At 56.5% G+C, this 15,651-nt stretch carries 14 protein-coding genes; 3 read left to right on the plus strand and 11 right to left on the minus strand.

What is annotated here, in order from left to right; genetic code table 11:
• Nucleotides 1–36: 36 nt before the first annotated feature.
• From AC2D8V_RS09075 to AC2D8V_RS09120, 10 genes are all read right to left on the minus strand, one after another.
• Nucleotides 37–453 (minus strand): secondary thiamine-phosphate synthase enzyme YjbQ, encoded by a 417-nt coding sequence (locus AC2D8V_RS09075; RefSeq protein ID WP_484733206.1) that lies wholly within the window; start codon nt 451–453, stop codon nt 37–39.
• A gap of 27 nt (nt 454–480) precedes the next feature.
• On the minus strand, nt 481–897 hold the full coding sequence (locus AC2D8V_RS09080; RefSeq protein WP_484733207.1) for a hypothetical protein: 417 nt from the start codon (nt 895–897) through the stop codon (nt 481–483).
• 8 nt (nt 898–905) lie between these two features.
• The gene (locus tag AC2D8V_RS09085; RefSeq protein WP_484733208.1) at nt 906–1,181 is read right to left on the minus strand and encodes an HlyU family transcriptional regulator; all 276 of its coding nucleotides are present in this window, start codon (nt 1,179–1,181) and stop codon (nt 906–908) included.
• Between the two features lie 311 nt (nt 1,182–1,492).
• Nucleotides 1,493–3,478: an RNA polymerase sigma factor RpoD gene (gene rpoD / locus AC2D8V_RS09090; RefSeq protein WP_484733209.1), complete on the minus strand. Its 1,986-nt coding sequence runs from the start codon at nt 3,476–3,478 to the stop codon at nt 1,493–1,495.
• A gap of 133 nt (nt 3,479–3,611) precedes the next feature.
• Nucleotides 3,612–5,561: a DNA primase gene (gene dnaG / locus AC2D8V_RS09095; protein ID WP_484733210.1), complete on the minus strand. Its 1,950-nt coding sequence runs from the start codon at nt 5,559–5,561 to the stop codon at nt 3,612–3,614.
• Nucleotides 5,562–5,677: 116 nt separating this feature from the next.
• Nucleotides 5,678–5,983 carry a hypothetical protein gene (locus AC2D8V_RS09100; RefSeq protein WP_484733211.1) on the minus strand — a complete coding sequence of 102 codons (306 nt, stop codon included), beginning with the start codon at nt 5,981–5,983 and terminating at the stop codon, nt 5,678–5,680.
• Nucleotides 5,984–6,017: 34 nt separating this feature from the next.
• On the minus strand, nt 6,018–6,560 hold the full coding sequence (locus AC2D8V_RS09105; RefSeq protein WP_484733212.1) for a sarcosine oxidase subunit gamma: 543 nt from the start codon (nt 6,558–6,560) through the stop codon (nt 6,018–6,020).
• Nucleotides 6,553–9,480 (minus strand): sarcosine oxidase subunit alpha family protein, encoded by a 2,928-nt coding sequence (locus AC2D8V_RS09110; protein ID WP_484733213.1) that lies wholly within the window; start codon nt 9,478–9,480, stop codon nt 6,553–6,555. Before AC2D8V_RS09110 ends, AC2D8V_RS09105 begins: the two co-directional genes overlap by 8 nt.
• Complete coding sequence (locus AC2D8V_RS09115) at nt 9,477–9,749, minus strand: sarcosine oxidase subunit delta (protein WP_484733214.1); 273 nt, start codon at nt 9,747–9,749, stop codon at nt 9,477–9,479. Before AC2D8V_RS09115 ends, AC2D8V_RS09110 begins: the two co-directional genes overlap by 4 nt.
• A 56-nt stretch (nt 9,750–9,805) precedes the next feature.
• The gene (locus AC2D8V_RS09120) at nt 9,806–11,059 is read right to left on the minus strand and encodes a sarcosine oxidase subunit beta family protein (protein ID WP_484733215.1); all 1,254 of its coding nucleotides are present in this window, start codon (nt 11,057–11,059) and stop codon (nt 9,806–9,808) included.
• A gap of 458 nt (nt 11,060–11,517) precedes the next feature.
• Between AC2D8V_RS09120 and AC2D8V_RS09125 the strand changes: the two genes are divergently transcribed.
• The 3 genes from AC2D8V_RS09125 (at nt 11,518) to AC2D8V_RS09135 (ending at nt 14,079) form a co-directional block, all read left to right on the plus strand.
• The gene (locus tag AC2D8V_RS09125; protein ID WP_484733216.1) at nt 11,518–11,937 is read left to right on the plus strand and encodes a TadE/TadG family type IV pilus assembly protein; all 420 of its coding nucleotides are present in this window, start codon (nt 11,518–11,520) and stop codon (nt 11,935–11,937) included.
• A gap of 1 nt (nt 11,938) precedes the next feature.
• The gene (locus tag AC2D8V_RS09130) at nt 11,939–13,435 is read left to right on the plus strand and encodes a Tad domain-containing protein (RefSeq protein ID WP_484733217.1); all 1,497 of its coding nucleotides are present in this window, start codon (nt 11,939–11,941) and stop codon (nt 13,433–13,435) included.
• Between the two features lie 119 nt (nt 13,436–13,554).
• Nucleotides 13,555–14,079: a GNAT family N-acetyltransferase gene (locus AC2D8V_RS09135; RefSeq protein WP_484733218.1), complete on the plus strand. Its 525-nt coding sequence runs from the start codon at nt 13,555–13,557 to the stop codon at nt 14,077–14,079.
• Nucleotides 14,080–14,095: 16 nt separating this feature from the next.
• Here the strand turns inward: AC2D8V_RS09135 and AC2D8V_RS09140 are convergent, their stop codons facing one another.
• Nucleotides 14,096–15,481 carry a Glu/Leu/Phe/Val family dehydrogenase gene (locus tag AC2D8V_RS09140; RefSeq protein WP_484733883.1) on the minus strand — a complete coding sequence of 462 codons (1,386 nt, stop codon included), beginning with the start codon at nt 15,479–15,481 and terminating at the stop codon, nt 14,096–14,098.
• Nucleotides 15,482–15,651: the final 170 nt, after the last annotated feature.

Consider the following 15,651-nt stretch of genomic DNA (forward strand, 5'->3'; position numbering starts at 1 on the left):
TACGGGTCCAGATGTTGTATGGGGAACCGTGGCTTATCAGCCAGTGGCAAAATGCGCGGCGACCCGCCGGTTGTGCGGTCGGTCGCGATGCTCAAAGAGATAAATACCCTGCCATGTCCCCAAAACCATCTGGCCAGATGACACTGGAATCGACAGGCTCACCGGCATCATCGCCGCCTTGATATGTGCCGGCATGTCGTCTGGACCTTCCAGCGTATGCTGAAGGTAGCGCATTGACGGGTCATTTGCGGGCGGCACCAAGCGCTGAAAGAACGCCTGCAAGTCTGTCTGCACATCCGGGTCCGCGTTTTCCTGAATCAACAGAGAAGCTGACGTGTGCTGTATCATCAGGGTAAGCAAACCATCACCCTGCCCTGCGAGCCATCGCGCAGGCAGCCCGGTAAACTCGTAAAGACCTGCACCACGTGTCGCGATATGGAAACTGGTTTGCATCACGGCCACAACGGTAATCGGCTGTCCCTAAAACCGGTCAAAGTAGTCGTCGAAAAAGCGATCGCAGAATTGATGCGCGTGGCTGATCGAAAGGTTTTCGCCCCGACGTTTGACAGTGACCGAATATGAGGTCGGCGAATCTCTCAACTCCTCATCCGGCGAGGTCGTGAATACAACGCCTTTCGCGTTGGGAACTGTACGCGACGGCCCTCGTGGGCTCTCAATGTACATGCGTTTGCGTGGCGCATCCAAGCCAGCGCGTTGCGCATAATCCGCAGCCGCACACCAGATGTCAGCCGCCCCCGCACCGCGGCTTTCGATTACTTCAAACGTTGTAGCGTCAAGCGGGATCACGTTCAGGCGATTGATTGCCAGAAAATTCGCGGTCGAAGTCGTTGCAATGACGCACGTCAGGATCGTCGCACAAACACCTTTAATTTTCATATATTTACTCACTTGAAGATGTGCTCCGCCTGTTCGTCGATGACCTGTTTCGCCTTGCGCACCGACGCTTCCTGCGCAGCTTGCAGGCCTTCAACTGTATCAGCGCGCACCAAGTGGTGCTGGCGTCTTTCCCCATCAATCGTTTTCTCGATCGTGGCGCTGACCCGATACGTGCCCCCTTCCTTTATAGGCGTCGGAATTATCGTGAATTCCTTGTAGGTCTCCGTGACCGCCTCTTCCGCCGCCAAGCCGCCGCCACCAAAAAGTTTTTTCAAAAAAGACATAACCTGCTCCCGGCTCACTGCGAACGAGCCTAGCGCGCAGAAACGGCTGGGAAAAGTGTGAAGACAGAAACGGGGCGATTACTGTTCCCGCCACCCTGTATAAATACAGCCGAGGGCGAGACTATTGATGCCGTTTTGTATGAAGCGATTTTCAGGCAGGGTCGTACTCGATTGACCGCAGACCGACGAATAAACCGGTCAGAATTGCCATGCTCCGACCAGCAAGATACACAATACCTGCGCCAAGCGGATGGAGGTTAATAAGAAGGGCGCCCTCCAGGAAAAGAAAACGCCTCTCTTTTTTGCGAGAATTACTGATCCAGGAAGCTGCGCAGCTTGCGGCTGCGTGAGGGGTGCTTCAGTTTACGCAGCGCTTTCGCCTCAATCTGACGAATACGCTCGCGGGTCACGCTGAACTGTTGCCCCACTTCTTCAAGCGTATGGTCTGTGTTCATCCCGATACCGAAACGCATCCGCAGCACGCGTTCCTCGCGTGGTGTCAGACTGGCCAGTACACGCGTCGTAGTTTCTTTGAGGTTCTCCTGAATAGCGCTGTCCAACGGCAGCACGGCATTCTTATCCTCGATGAAATCACCAAGCTGGCTGTCTTCCTCGTCGCCGATTGGTGTCTCAAGAGAAATAGGCTCCTTGGCAATTTTCATTACCTTGCGCACCTTTTCCAGCGGCATCTGCAGCTTTTCCGCAAGCTCTTCCGGCGTTGGTTCGCGCCCAATTTCGTGCAACATCTGGCGACCCGTACGCACCAGTTTGTTGATTGTTTCGATCATATGCACCGGAATACGGATCGTGCGGGCCTGATCCGCGATGGAACGCGTAATCGCCTGCCTGATCCACCATGTCGCGTAGGTCGAGAATTTGTAACCGCGACGGTATTCGAATTTGTCGACCGCCTTCATCAGGCCAATGTTACCTTCCTGAATAAGATCAAGGAATTGCAGGCCGCGGTTCGTGTACTTTTTAGCGATAGAGATAACCAAACGCAGGTTCGCTTCGACCATCTCTTTCTTGGCCTGACGCGCCTCTTTCTCGCCCTTTTGCACCTGTTGTACGATGCGCCGGAATTCCGAGATATCAAGGCCTACATACTGGCCTACTTGCGCCATATCCGCACGTAAATCTTCGACCTTATCGGTGGAACGCTCAATGAACATTTGCCACCCGCGTCCGGACTTTTCAGCCATCCGGTCCAACCAGTTAGGATCAAGCTCGTAACCGCGGTACTCATCGATGAATTCACGCCGGTTGATACGTGCCTGATCGGCCAGTTTCACCATGGAGCTGTCGATCTGCATGACCCGGCGGTTGATGCCGTAAAGCTGGTCAATCAAAGCTTCGATACGGTTGTTGTGCAGGTGAAGCTCGTTCACCAAAAGAACGATCTCTGCGCGTAGCTTTTGATAGAGCTCTTCATCAGCAACGCCAAAGCTGCCGTCTTCGTTCAGAGTGGCTGAAATCCGGCTGTCCTGCATTTCGCTCAGCTTGACGTAGTCATCGGCGATGGTATCCAGCGCTTCAAGCACCTGCGGCTTCAGCGCAGCTTCCATCGCGGCCAGGCTCATATTTGCCTGATCGTCGTCGTCATCGTCATCTTCCTGAGCGATTGGATTACCATCGGCATCCAGTTCGGGGCTGCTACCCTCCTCTTTCTTTGGGGCAGCACCGTCAGCGGTCACCACTGGCTCTTCCACGCCACCTTCTTCATCCATTTGATTGCCGAAAGTGGCTTCAAGGTCGATGACGTCACGCAGCAAAATCTCTTCGGAAAGCAATTCGTCGCGCCAGATCGTGATCGCCTGAAATGTCAGCGGGCTTTCGCAAAGCCCTGCAATCATCGTATTGCGCCCGGCCTCGATCCGCTTGGCAATCGCGATCTCACCTTCGCGGCTGAGCAACTCAACAGAGCCCATCTCGCGCAGATACATGCGAACCGGGTCATCGGTACGGTCAAGCTTTTCCTGATTACCTGAGCCCAGCGCGACTTCCCGGGTGCCTTCCGTGGTCGTCAGTTCGGTAGACCCTTTGGCTTCTTCTTCCTCAGCGTCCTCATCCTCGATGATGTTGATCCCCATTTCCGAGAGCATGGACATCACGTCTTCGATTTGTTCCGAGCTTACCTGATCCGGCGGCAAAACCGTGTTGAGCTGGTCGTAAGTGATATAACCTTTTTCGCGCGCCTCGCTGATCATCTTCTTGACCGCGGCTTGGCTCATGTCCAGCGAGTGGCCGGCATCCTGATCGTCTGACTTTGCGTCTTCGTTGGTATCTTTCGCGGCCATGTCTGCTCCTCAGAGATCTCGTTGATTCGCCCAGGCGGAACACAGTTCCGAATCAGTGAGAATCATCTCGTGTTTTCACTGATTCGGCCACCCATGTGGCTCTAATTTCTCAGTCTTTACGGTTCAAATATGGTTAACCGTGCGGTTTTTGCGACTTTATAGTCGCCAACAATGCGTCAAATGCGTCGCGCTCGTCACGACTGATTCGCGCTCCATTCTTGCCGACTTCGTATTCGGCTCTGTCTTCCTGCCCACTGCGCCGCGCAAGATCGGCAGCTTTGGCCGCTTCAGACAGGCGCCACGTAATGCCTTCGTCGGGTACGCCGCCCATGTCCTCGGCGGCTTCTGCTATCTCCGCGTCCAGCCCATGTGCGGCATTCAGTTTGGCTAATTCCTCCGAGACAGTCATCTGCACTTTCTCAAAGTCTCCCGGCGCACGGATACAAGGTATGACTGCCACATGGCTTTGAGACAGCAGGTTTTCAAGGGCGCCCTCGCCCAACTGCGAGGATATTTTCGACGCGACCGTTTCAGGGCTATCCCCAAGACACTGCAACAGCAGGTCACGTAGACGCGCGTGAAAGCTGTCGCTGCAGCGCATTCTTTCGATATCACTTTCAAAATCCTCGATAACCTGAGGACATCTGGCCAAAGCCGCAAGGATAACCGCCTCCCGCAAATGCTCAGCAACAGCCGGATCCACAGCCGCGCCCAGCGCGGATGCTTTTGTTGTGGGTTTGACCGCCTTGCCGGATGCGGCCCAGGGCTTGTTGTCGCGGCGGCCTTGCCCCTGCCGGGCGGGGCGGAAGAGCTGCCAGCGCAGGTCCTTGATTTCCTGACCGTAGTGACTGCGGATCGAAGGATCCTTAATCAACATGATCTTGTCGCGCAGGGCCTTGTCCAGCGCCGCTTTGCGTTCAGGGCTGTCAAAAACGCGTCCTTCGGTCTCACGCTGCCACAGCAGACGCACCATCGGCGTCGCGGTGTCCAAAAGCTTTTGCAGTGCCGGCGCGCCCTGTTCGCGCAGCAAATCGTCGGGATCCTTGCCGCTCGGCATGAGAGCAAAGCGCAGCGACTTACCCGCCTCCAGCAAAGGTAACGCCAGATCAATGAGCCGCATCGCCGCGCGAAGCCCAGCCGTATCACCGTCCAGCGCAATGATGGGCTCGGGCGCGACGCGCCACAGCATGGCAAGCTGGTTTTCGGTGATTGCCGTTCCCAAGGGCGCAACCGAAGCTTCGAACCCTGCTCCGGTCAGCGCGATGACATCCATATAGCCTTCGGCAACAATCAACGGCTGGCCTTTCCCGGCAGCCGTACGGGCTGGACCTACGTTGAAAAGACTGCGCCCCTTGTCGAAGAGTTCGGTTTCGGGCGAATTAAGGTATTTCGCATTGTCGTTGGGATCCATCGCGCGCCCGCCAAACGCAATGGCTCGTCCCCGTCCGTCTCGGATCGGAAAGATAATACGACCGCGAAACGTATCATAGGGTTTGCCACCGCGGCTCGACGGCTTTGCAAGCCCCGCGCCGAGGATCAGCGCATCATCGATATTCTTGCTTTTCAGGTGATCCCACAGCCCTTGCCACTGATCAGGCGCAAACCCGATTTCCCACCGTTCAAGCGCAGCCGCATCAAGGCCACGCTGCTCGAGATACGCACGGGCGTCAGCCGCAGCAGACGTATTCAACTGCAGCCTGAAATACTTGACGGCCAGTTCCATGATATCGGCCAGAGCGGTACGCTTGTCTGCCTTTTCCTGAGCCTGAGGATCGCGCGCAGGCATGGGCATACCGGCTTCGCGTGCGAGAATCTCGACAGCCTCCATAAAACCTACGTTCTCGGTTTCGCGCACAAATGAGATGGCATCGCCCTTGGCGTGACAACCAAAGCAGTAGTAGTACCCCTTGCGATCATCGACATGGAACGAAGCGGACTTTTCCTGATGGAAAGGGCATGGCGCCCACATGTCGCCTTTGCCTTGGTTGGACTTGCGGGCATCCCAAACAACCTTTCGCCCCACAACCTGTGCCAGGCTGCTGCGAGAACGCAATTCATCTAAAAATCCGGGCGGCAGGCTCATAACACACTTATGTTAAAGGGCAGGAACAGAGTCCAGTAGCCGAAGCACCATCCGGCGTGCGCAATATGCACATACCGCGCCGGCAGGCAGGTCGTTTGCGATGTGTGATCAGCGACTTAGTTCAAAGACATGCACTGGTCGAAGGTTGATTGGCGAAGATCGCTTTTCTTCAGCTCGCTGCGCTTTTGTTCGTAAATGAACGGCGCAAAAACGGGAATCGCCACGTCGGCGTATTGCTTCGGCCACGTCGCGACTTTCGCCAACTCGGCCGGCAAGTCCCTCTCGCGCACACCGTCGAGGCGCGCCTTAGCAATCGCCGCGGCAAGGTCTGCCTGATGTCCACAGCTGACTTCTTTTTCGCTTTGGGCAAATGCCGGGGCGGCAATAACCGCAAGGGCCAGAACGAGGGTTGGTCGCAACATCGCGCGTCTCCTGTAAAATCGATTTGCGCTTAACTTAGCCTCGTGAGGCCACAGCTTCCATAGCTTCGGTGATTTCTTCGATCAAAGTTTGCGCCATAGAGCGGAAAACAAGGATAAGGAAAGCATCCGCTTCGGTGCGGGTGATCGAAACCGACATGTGACCCACCAGCGTCCGAGCGGTTGCGCCTGCACCAAAAACGGTTGGTCTAAGGTCCGTCGGCACCAGTCGTGCAAGAACATCCACAGCGGACGAACCGCGCAGGACGACACTGGCCCAAGCATCGCTTTGGTCTATTACAGCAGCGCATTTCAAGTCCGGCGCGTGCTCCGCCCCCATCAGCAAGGCCGTTTCCCGACCGAACCAAATCAGGCGCACGTCTCCGTTTTTAGTAGCCCCACCTGCCGCAGGTAATTCGACCCCGAACAGTTTTTTCAGATCATCTGATGCAGCCGCCCATGCGCCGGCGAATGGGGACACCTGGTACATCTGCCCCAGCGACACTTCTTCCAGCGTACATTCGTCCGTCGCCACCGGCAGCAGGCCATCGCAAGCGGTTTGTGCTCTAAGCTCAATCACGAAGCCTGGTTCCTTCTACATCAACGAATACCGGGTCGCACACTTCGCAGAGCATCTCGTGACCCCGAAGGGCTTCTACAAGTCGCACGATCTCACCGTGGCGCGCGCGCCCGCGATCGAGAAAACCCAACCCAATCGCATGACCAAGTGTCGGCGAATACGCAACGGACGTTACATGACCTTGATCATTGACCCGGCGCGCGGGCGCGCCACGTTCGAACAGATGAGATCCTGCGTACATCTCCTGATCCGGCTGTAAGGGTTTGAGGCCAACAAGCTGTCCGCGATTTTCGTCTACCAAACCAGGACGCGCAGCCATTGTCTTGCCGATACAATCCTTCTTTGTACTGACCATGCGCGCAAAACCGATATCAAAGGCAGTTGTCGTCCCATGTATTTCTGCGTGCGTAATGTGCCCCTTTTCAATCCGCAGCACATTGAGCGCTTCCATCCCATAAGCGCCGCCACCCATCGCTTCTGCTTGCGCTAGCAGGCAGTCAAAAAGGCTGGCACCGTAGCGGGCTGGTACTGCAATCTCATAGGCATGCTCACCAGAAAACGAGATCCTGAAAAGCCGCGCGGCAATCCCGCCGACCGAGACGTCGCCGCAGTGCATGAATTTGAAACCATCCGCAGGCAGCGGCTCGTCAAGCACCTCGTTTAGGAGCGCGCGGGATTTCGGGCCGGCGACAGCAAATTGCGCCCACTGTTCCGTCACCGAGGCAAACCGTACATCCAAATCGGGCCGCAGCGCCTGAGACGCAAATTCAAGGTGCCGCATCACCTGCCCTGCCGCCGCGGTCGTTGTTGTCATCAGATAGTGTGTCTCGCCCAATCGCGCCGTCGTCCCGTCATCCATAACGTGCCCGTCTTCGCGCAGCATCAACCCATATCGCACACGTCCAACCGGCAGCGTTGAGAACGTGTTGGTATAGACGAAATCGAGAAACGCACCCGCATCCGGCCCTTGAATATCGATTTTTCCCAGCGTGGAGACGTCGCAAATACCGACTTTTGCGCGTACCATGTTGACCTCGCGATCACATGCTTCGCGCCACGTGCTTTCCCCTTCTCGTGGGAAATAGCTCGGGCGGTACCACAACCCCGCCTCGATCATCGGCGCGCGGCGCGCAATGCTGGCAGCGTGCGATGTGGTAAAACGGCGTGGGGCGAAACCCTCTCCGGCGGCACCCGCGCCCATCGCGGCAATGGACACTGGGATGTACGGTGGTCTGAAGGTTGTGGTACCAGTTTCTGGTATCCCCCGCCCGGTTGCATCGGCAAGAACGGCCAGCGCCGCCACGTTGGAGTTCTTACCCTGATCAGTGGCCATGCCTTGAGTGGTGTAGCGTTTCATATGCTCGACAGAGCGGAAGTTCTCGGATGCCGCTTGCACCACGTCCTTCACCGTCACATCGTTTTGAAAATCCAGCCACGCCCGTCCCGAACCTGGTACGTTCCAGAATGGTGCAATTGCATAGGAACGTTCGTCGGCCTTCGGCAGCTTGGCCCGCTTCGCTGATATTCCCAGCGCTTTGAGTTGCCGACGCGCGGCCGCATCGCCGTCTGCAAGACACCCCGCCGTGTCAAACACGCCGTTGCAGGCACCCGCAGCCTCCAACCCCGGAACGGCATCTGGCGTGGGTACGAAACTTGCAATGTCTTCGCGCCATGTCGGACGACCGTTCATATGGCACGTCAGATGTACCGTGGGGTTCCACCCGCCTGAGACGGCAAGACAATCAACAGTGAGCACCTGCCCGCTGTGCGCGCCGCCCAGTGTAATTTCTTTGAGGCGACCGCGACCCTTGGTGTTTCTGACATGACTTTCCGCAAAAACAGGATACGGCCGATCAGCACCGGCGACATCAGCACGGGTGTCGATCAACCCGACGACCTCCACCCCGGCAGCGATTAGATCATCCGCGGTGCGCCGGGCGCTATCATTGTTGCCAAAGACCGCAACCTGCTGACCTGCGGCCACGCCAAAACGGTTGAGATACGCGCGCACAGCGCCCGCCATCATAATTCCTGGTCTGTCGTTGTTGGCAAAAGCGATTGGCCGTTCCAAGGCACCCGCCGCGAGCACGCAGCGCTTGGCCACAATGCGCCAGAAAGTTTCGCGTGGACGCCCGGGTGCGGCTCCCGGTCCGGCGCGCTCAAGAGCGGCAAAAGTTCCGTGATCATACGCGCCCGTCACGGCGGTGCGGGTCATGATCCTGACGTTCGGCATCTGCGCCAGTTTGGCTGTGACAGACGCCGCCCAAACCGCACCGGCTTCGCCGCCAACTGTCTCTGTTTCGGCGTTCAGCCGCCCACCGGTCAGACTGTCCTCTTCGGCAATGATTACATCTGCGCCAGCTTCTCCGGCTGTCATGGCGGCTTGTAGCCCGGTCGGGCCTGCGCCGATAACCAGCAGGTCACAATGCGCAAAGGCCTTTTCAAATTTTTCAGACGCCGGCGCACCACTTAACGCTCCCAAACCCGCGGCACGTCGGATGAAGGGCTCATAAACCATTTCCCAGAAAAATGCAGGCCACATGAATGTCTTGTAGTAAAATCCCGCCCCCAGAAACGGCCAAGCCAGATCATTCACGGCCAGCACATCAAGGCCAAGCGACGGCCACGCGTTCTGGCTACGCACTTTCAATCCGTGCTCCGCTTCGATCACTGTAGCGCGCGCATTTGGTTCCTGCGCGCCACCTTGTCCGACGGTGACCAATCCGTTCGGCTCTTCGCTGCCCGCCGTCATGATCCCGCGCGGGCGGTGATACTTGAATGACCGCCCGACCAGATGCCTACCCGATGCCAATAGCGCCGAGGCGACTGTGTCTCCGGCAAAGCCGCTGACGCCCTTGCCGTCAAATTCGAAAAGCAGCGGTGCGTTCCGGTCGATCAATCCCTTGTCCTTGATCCTCATCCGGCACCCTCCTGCGAAGGCTTTACCAGCGCCACGTCCTCAACAGCGTGCGTGGTCGTGTCTCGCGTCACGACAAGCCAAGCTCCACAGCCTGCTTCATGCTGCCACAAATCCCGAGTTTGCCCCGCAGGATTGTCACGCAAGTGCAGGTATTCATCCCATGCCTGCTCACCTGCGTCCGGCGCGGGTCGCTCCAGCATGACCGCGGCTCCCTGGTAGTAGAACTCGCGCCGGTCGCGCGCACCGCACAATGGGCATGTCAACTGCATCTGCCCCCCCTCAGTCGATGATCGTCAATTTTCAATGGCTCTGACATTACGCGCCCTCAGTGCAAGTTATGTTGGGAACCGGTGCCCTCTTCATCCATCAAACCCTTGCCGGTGCGAAACCTGTCGAGTCGATAGCGCGCAGCTGTTTCATGCGGTGTGCCGGTCGCCATCAGATGGGCAAACGCATACCCGGACGCAGGCACAGCCTTGAACCCGCCATAGCACCAGCCGCAGTCGATGAATAATCCCTCTGTGTCGGTCCGGTCGATAATCGGAGAACCATCGGGGGTCATATCCATGATCCCGCCCCAACTGCGCAGAACCTTGGCCTTACCAATCATCGGCATCAGCGTCATGGCAGCTTCCATCACGTGCTCGGCCATCGGCAGATTGCCCCGCTGCGCGTAGGACGCGTAAAAATCCAGATCTCCACCAAACACGAGACCGCCCTTGTCGGACTGGCTGATGTAGAAATGGCCCATGCCAAAGCTGACCACGTGATCGATGCAGGGCTTGAGACCTTCTGAAACAAAAGCCTGCAGGATATGGCTTTCGATGGGCAGGCGCATGCCGGCCATCGCGGCAACCTGACCGGATCGCCCGGCAACAACGATCCCGACCTTTTTGGCCCGGATCGGCCCCCGCGAGGTCTGCACCCCGCGTACCACGCCGTTTTCGATATCTATTCCCGTGACTTCGCAGTTTTGGATCAGATCGACCCCACGTTGATCCGCGCCTCGCGCATAACCCCAGGCAACTGCGTCGTGTCGCGCTGATCCTGCCCGCTTTTGCAAGAGGCCACCGTAAATGGGAAAACGGGCGCTGTCGAAATTAAGATACGGCAGAATGTCGCGCACATCATCTCGGCTCAGCAGGATCGCATCATCTCCCTGCGCGTGGATCGCATTACCACGGCGCACGGCAGCGTCCCGCTGGCCGTCTGAGTGGAACAGCGCAATCTGGCCCCGTTGAGAGTGCATGACGTTGTAGTTGAGATCTTTTTCCAACCCCTCCCACAGCTTGAGCGAATGGCTGTAGAACTCGGAGTTGCCCGGCATATAATAATTTGCACGAACGATCGTCGTATTGCGCCCGACATTCCCGCTGCCGATATAGCCCTTTTCCAGGACCGCAACATTCGTAATGCCATGGTTCTTTGCGAGATAATATGCAGTGGACAGACCGTGCCCACCGCCCCCGATGATGACCACATCGTACTCGGGCTTTGGGGCCGGGTCACGCCAATGCCCTTGCCAGCCCTTGTTGCCGCTCAATCCTTCGCGGAAGACCCGCCATCCAGAAAATCGCATAGCCTTTCGACCACTCCCCGCTTACTTCCCGCCAACTTTAGACACGTAACATGTTGTCAGAAAGACCATAGACGACGTTCTACGTCGTTTTTAGCGCGATCTCATTCGGCCAAAAGCCATGCCCCCACCACAGCACCGCATGCAAAACTCGGCTGACGCAATAGCCGCGCGAACCCAGCCTGCACGCCCTGATCCGGCCACCTTTTCGCCATGATCCAAATTCTGAAAACCCGACCTGACCGGCCAGAGAAAACCACTCAAGACACTGTAATATATCCAGAATTCCCTCATTTCTTACATCACACGGTCTTAGAAGGTTCATGCAGCTTCCGCCACATTTGCCACTCAAAGCCATGCCGAGAAAATTCATAATTTCTTAAAGCGCCCCACGAAACGCCGCAATTGGCTCTTAAGGTCTTACCAAAGCAGTAACTGTGCTTGCAGGAAAGAGAATAACAATGCGTAGGTTTACCCCATTACGTCGCCCCGCCGCACTCCTGCGTCGGTTCAGGCGCTCAGAGGACGGAAGTTTCACGCTTGAGGCCGTGATCTGGATGCCCATTTTTGCCGTTTTGCTTGCCATCATCATGAACCTTTCCATGGTGTTCTTCTATGAATCCCAGATGTTGCGCATCACACAGGATGCGACGCGTGCCTATTCCTTGGGACGCCTGACCGAGCAAGAAGCAGAAGCATACATAATCGAGCGCCTCGCGTTCATTGACGCTGAAATATCAGTCGATACCCGAACGGTCGGTCTGGTTGCACAGTCGGTGGTGTCTACCACAGCCGCAGAACTGATGCCCTTCGAACTGATGTCGGGGGCCTTCGACGGCGTGCCGATCGGCGTCTCAACCCAATACATAATCGAGTTTTGATATGAAAAATGTGACCCCCAACATGCCCGTCAAATTCGTCCGCGACGAATCCGGTTCGGCGACCCCGCTGGCGATCGGCTTCAGCGTGATTTTCATTGTGCTCGGAGGCTTGGCCGTTGACTACAACAAGGCCATGGGCGAGCGGACGCAAATGCAAATGACTGTCGATAGTGCCGCCCACGCCGCCGCATATACATGGGAGTTTAAATCCACAGATTTATCGACCGACACCGCCATGGCGACAGTCTCCGGAATGTTGCCGGACATCGCCTTTCGCGACGCGCTGCAAGAAAGTGACATAGATTACGGTTTCTGGGATCCGGCAACTGGTGCTTTCACGATTGACCCATCCTTTGAAGAGGACAAAGACGACCCACGCCGCAGTGCTGTCCGCGCAATCGCCGAATTAGAACCAGAACGCGACAATGAATCACGCAACATCTTCCTGTCGATAGTTGGGCAAGACAACTTCACTATCCGCGTGTCATCCATCTATGCGTCCTATTACCCAGCCTGCCTGAACGAAGGCTTTGTGGCCGAAGGTGTCGTGGATATGCAATCCAACGCCGCTTACTTCGACGGATTTTGCATGCACTCGAATACGTATGTCAGCCTCAACCAGAACAACTTCTTCGAGCCGGGCACTGTTGTGTCGATGCCAAACCTCGCAGATCTCGACATACCGTCAGCTGGGTTTGAAAAGAACGAAGGTCTGCAGGCCGCTCTGCGCACGTCAAAGTACCGACTGCGTATCTTGCGGCAACTTCCGCAGATGTTCACAGCGCTTTATAATGGAGTGACGTCTTACGGTGCTCAAGAATTTGGTACTTTGTCTGGCCTTACCGAGGGCGACGACGTCATTTACCCGCTCGATCTTGAAGGCAAAGGCAATGGCGCCAATGCTGGCGCGACTGAGCAGGACGTCATTGATGCGCTTGCAGCACTGGCAGCGGATCCAACCAGCACCGCGTTGGAAGACTTGCCAAGATACTTTTACTCAGACACCGCGACGAAAACGCTCACTCCCATGAACTTTTACCCGCGCAATCGCATTTACCGTGTCAATTGCTCGGGAAACGCGCGGCTGAACCTGGATCCCGGCACGTATACAGACATCACGATCATTACAAATTGCGAAGTCAACATGAACTCCGGCTCTTCTAACCCCGTTGTTTTGGACGGTACACTTATCGCTGCCGAAGGCGATGTATCCGCATCTCACACAAGAATGGGACTTGACGACAATTGCGATCCCGGCGGCGGATCTGCCATTTGGACATATGGTTCGTTCCAGGCAACCAGTGGCTTGGAAGGCTACGGTGCACAAATTCTTGCACTCGGCGACATTGACTTCACCGCCAACGCGGACGGCATGGAAGGGGTGTCGTTCATTGCTGGAGGCGTGATTGACGGTACAAGTAACGGCGACATGGGCTTCTGTGATGGTGATGGCACTGAGGATTTCGTTGCCGCACCGTATTTCCGAATGGTGAATTAAGCACAAACCAAGACCTGCAAATGCTGACAAAGCCCGCGGCCAGTGCTGCGGGCTTTTTCGTTTGACAACGTCGCCATAACACCGAAGCTCAAGGCATTACCCCGATACGCTTTGAAAACATGTCCAACTTCAAACTTGTCAGCCTCACGACACGGCCTGAACCGCAACAAATCGAGCCGCTGCTCAACGCTTACTACGGCCTGCTGATTGCCCGTATGCGCGAGAAAGGCAGGATGGTGAATGACGCCGCCGATGGCGCTATTCGCGAGTTTTGGACAAACATCACGGATTACCTCCCGCCCAAGGGCCGCCTCTACATTGCCTATGATACCGAAAATACGCCGGTTGGGTGCGGAACGCTGAAATCGCTGCCGAATGGCAAGGGCGAGCTAAAGCGGCTTTACGTCGCCCCGCAGATGCGCGGAAGCGGGCTGGGTCGCGCACTGGTCGCGCGACGGCTTGAAGATGCCCGCGACATGGGCCTGTCAGAAGTATTGATCGACACGCTTGATGTCAGCCATGAGATGCACGCGCTTTATAGCAAGATGGGTTTTGACGAAATTGGCCCGTACCCAGAGAGCACCACTTTGCAAACGGCACCGGAACTTGAAAAAAACATGAAGTTCTTTCGGATGCGTCTCTGACAAGGTCCACCCGCTGTCAAAGCCCCTTGGCCTGATAGCTCATTGCCACCTTGCCAATCGCCACCAGATAGGCTGCCGTGCGCAGGTCCTCCACATCGTCGCGGGCGTGCCAGACATCGGCCATCGATTGATAGGCAATCCGCATCGTGTCGTCCAAACCTGACCGGACAAGCTCAAGCTCGCCTGCGCCTCGCAGGTATTTCTCTTTGAAGTCAGGGCTGAGTTCCCAGTCGAGGTCGCGGTCTTTTGACAACCGCTCCAACTCGTTGATGAGCAGTTGATGCCGGCTTTCTTCCTGACGGCGTTGCATCCGGCCGAAACGTATGTGGCTAAGGTTCTTGACCCACTCAAAGTAGCTGACTGTTACCCCGCCGGCATTTGCGTACATATCCGGGATGATGACTGTACCCTTTTCGCGGAGGATTTCGTCTGCACCCGCCGTCACCGGCCCGTTTGCCGCTTCGATGATCAAAGGTGCTTTTATCTTTTCGGCGTTGTCGAGGTTTATAACCCCCTCCAGCGCCGCAGGGATAAGAATATCACAATCCTCCTCCAACACCTTTGGCCCGTCAGACACGTGGTGGCGGTCTGAATAGCCCGAAATGCCGCCATGCTTGGCAATCCAGCTGCGGATTTTCTCTACATCCAATCCCTCGGGATTAAACAGTGCGCCATCATGCTCGATGATACCGACGATGACGCTGCCATCCTCTTCAGACAGAAATTTCGCAGCGTGGTATCCCACGTTGCCCAACCCCTGAACCACGACCCGCTTGCCGTCAAGATCGCCCTGCATGCCTGCTTTCTTGACCCCCTCCTCATCACGAAAGAACGCGCGCAACGCGTATTGAACACCACGACCTGTCGCTTCAACACGTCCGGAAATGCCGCCGGCGTTTAGCGGCTTGCCCGTCACACAGGCGTTGCCGTTGATGTCAGTTGTATTCATGCGTTTGTACTGGTCGGCAATCCACGCCATTTCGCGCTCGCTGGTGCCCATGTCCGGTGCAGGCACGTTCTGACTTGGATTGATCAGATCGCGCTTGATCAGCTCGTATGCAAAGCGGCGTGTGATCGCCTCCATCTCATGCGCATCCCATTCGCGCGGATCAATGCACAACCCGCCCTTGGAGCCGCCAAAGGGAGCTTCGACCAATGCGCATTTATACGTCATCAACGCAGCCAAGGCTTCGACTTCGTTCTGATCCACACCCATGGCAAAGCGAATGCCTCCTTTAACCGGTTCCATGTGTTCCGAGTGAACCGACCGGTAGCCCGTGAATGTCTTGATCTCACCGCGCAGCCGCACACCAAAGCGCACCGTGTAGGTTGCGTTACACACCCTGATCTTTTCCTCCAGTCCCGGCGACAAATCCATCAGGCTGACGGCACGGTTGAACATCTGGTCAACGCTCTCGCGGAAACTGGGCTCTTTGGAGGATTGAGACACGGGCGGGCACTCCTTGTAACTGGATGTCGTCAGCCACGGACGACTCGGTGCCAGCCTAGGACCGCACCTTCATAATTGCCAGTTTTTTAGGCAGCTTATGAACATTTCGCTAAGAGGCGGCC

The sequence above is a fragment of the Roseobacter sp. YIN89 genome (assembly GCF_057219365.1).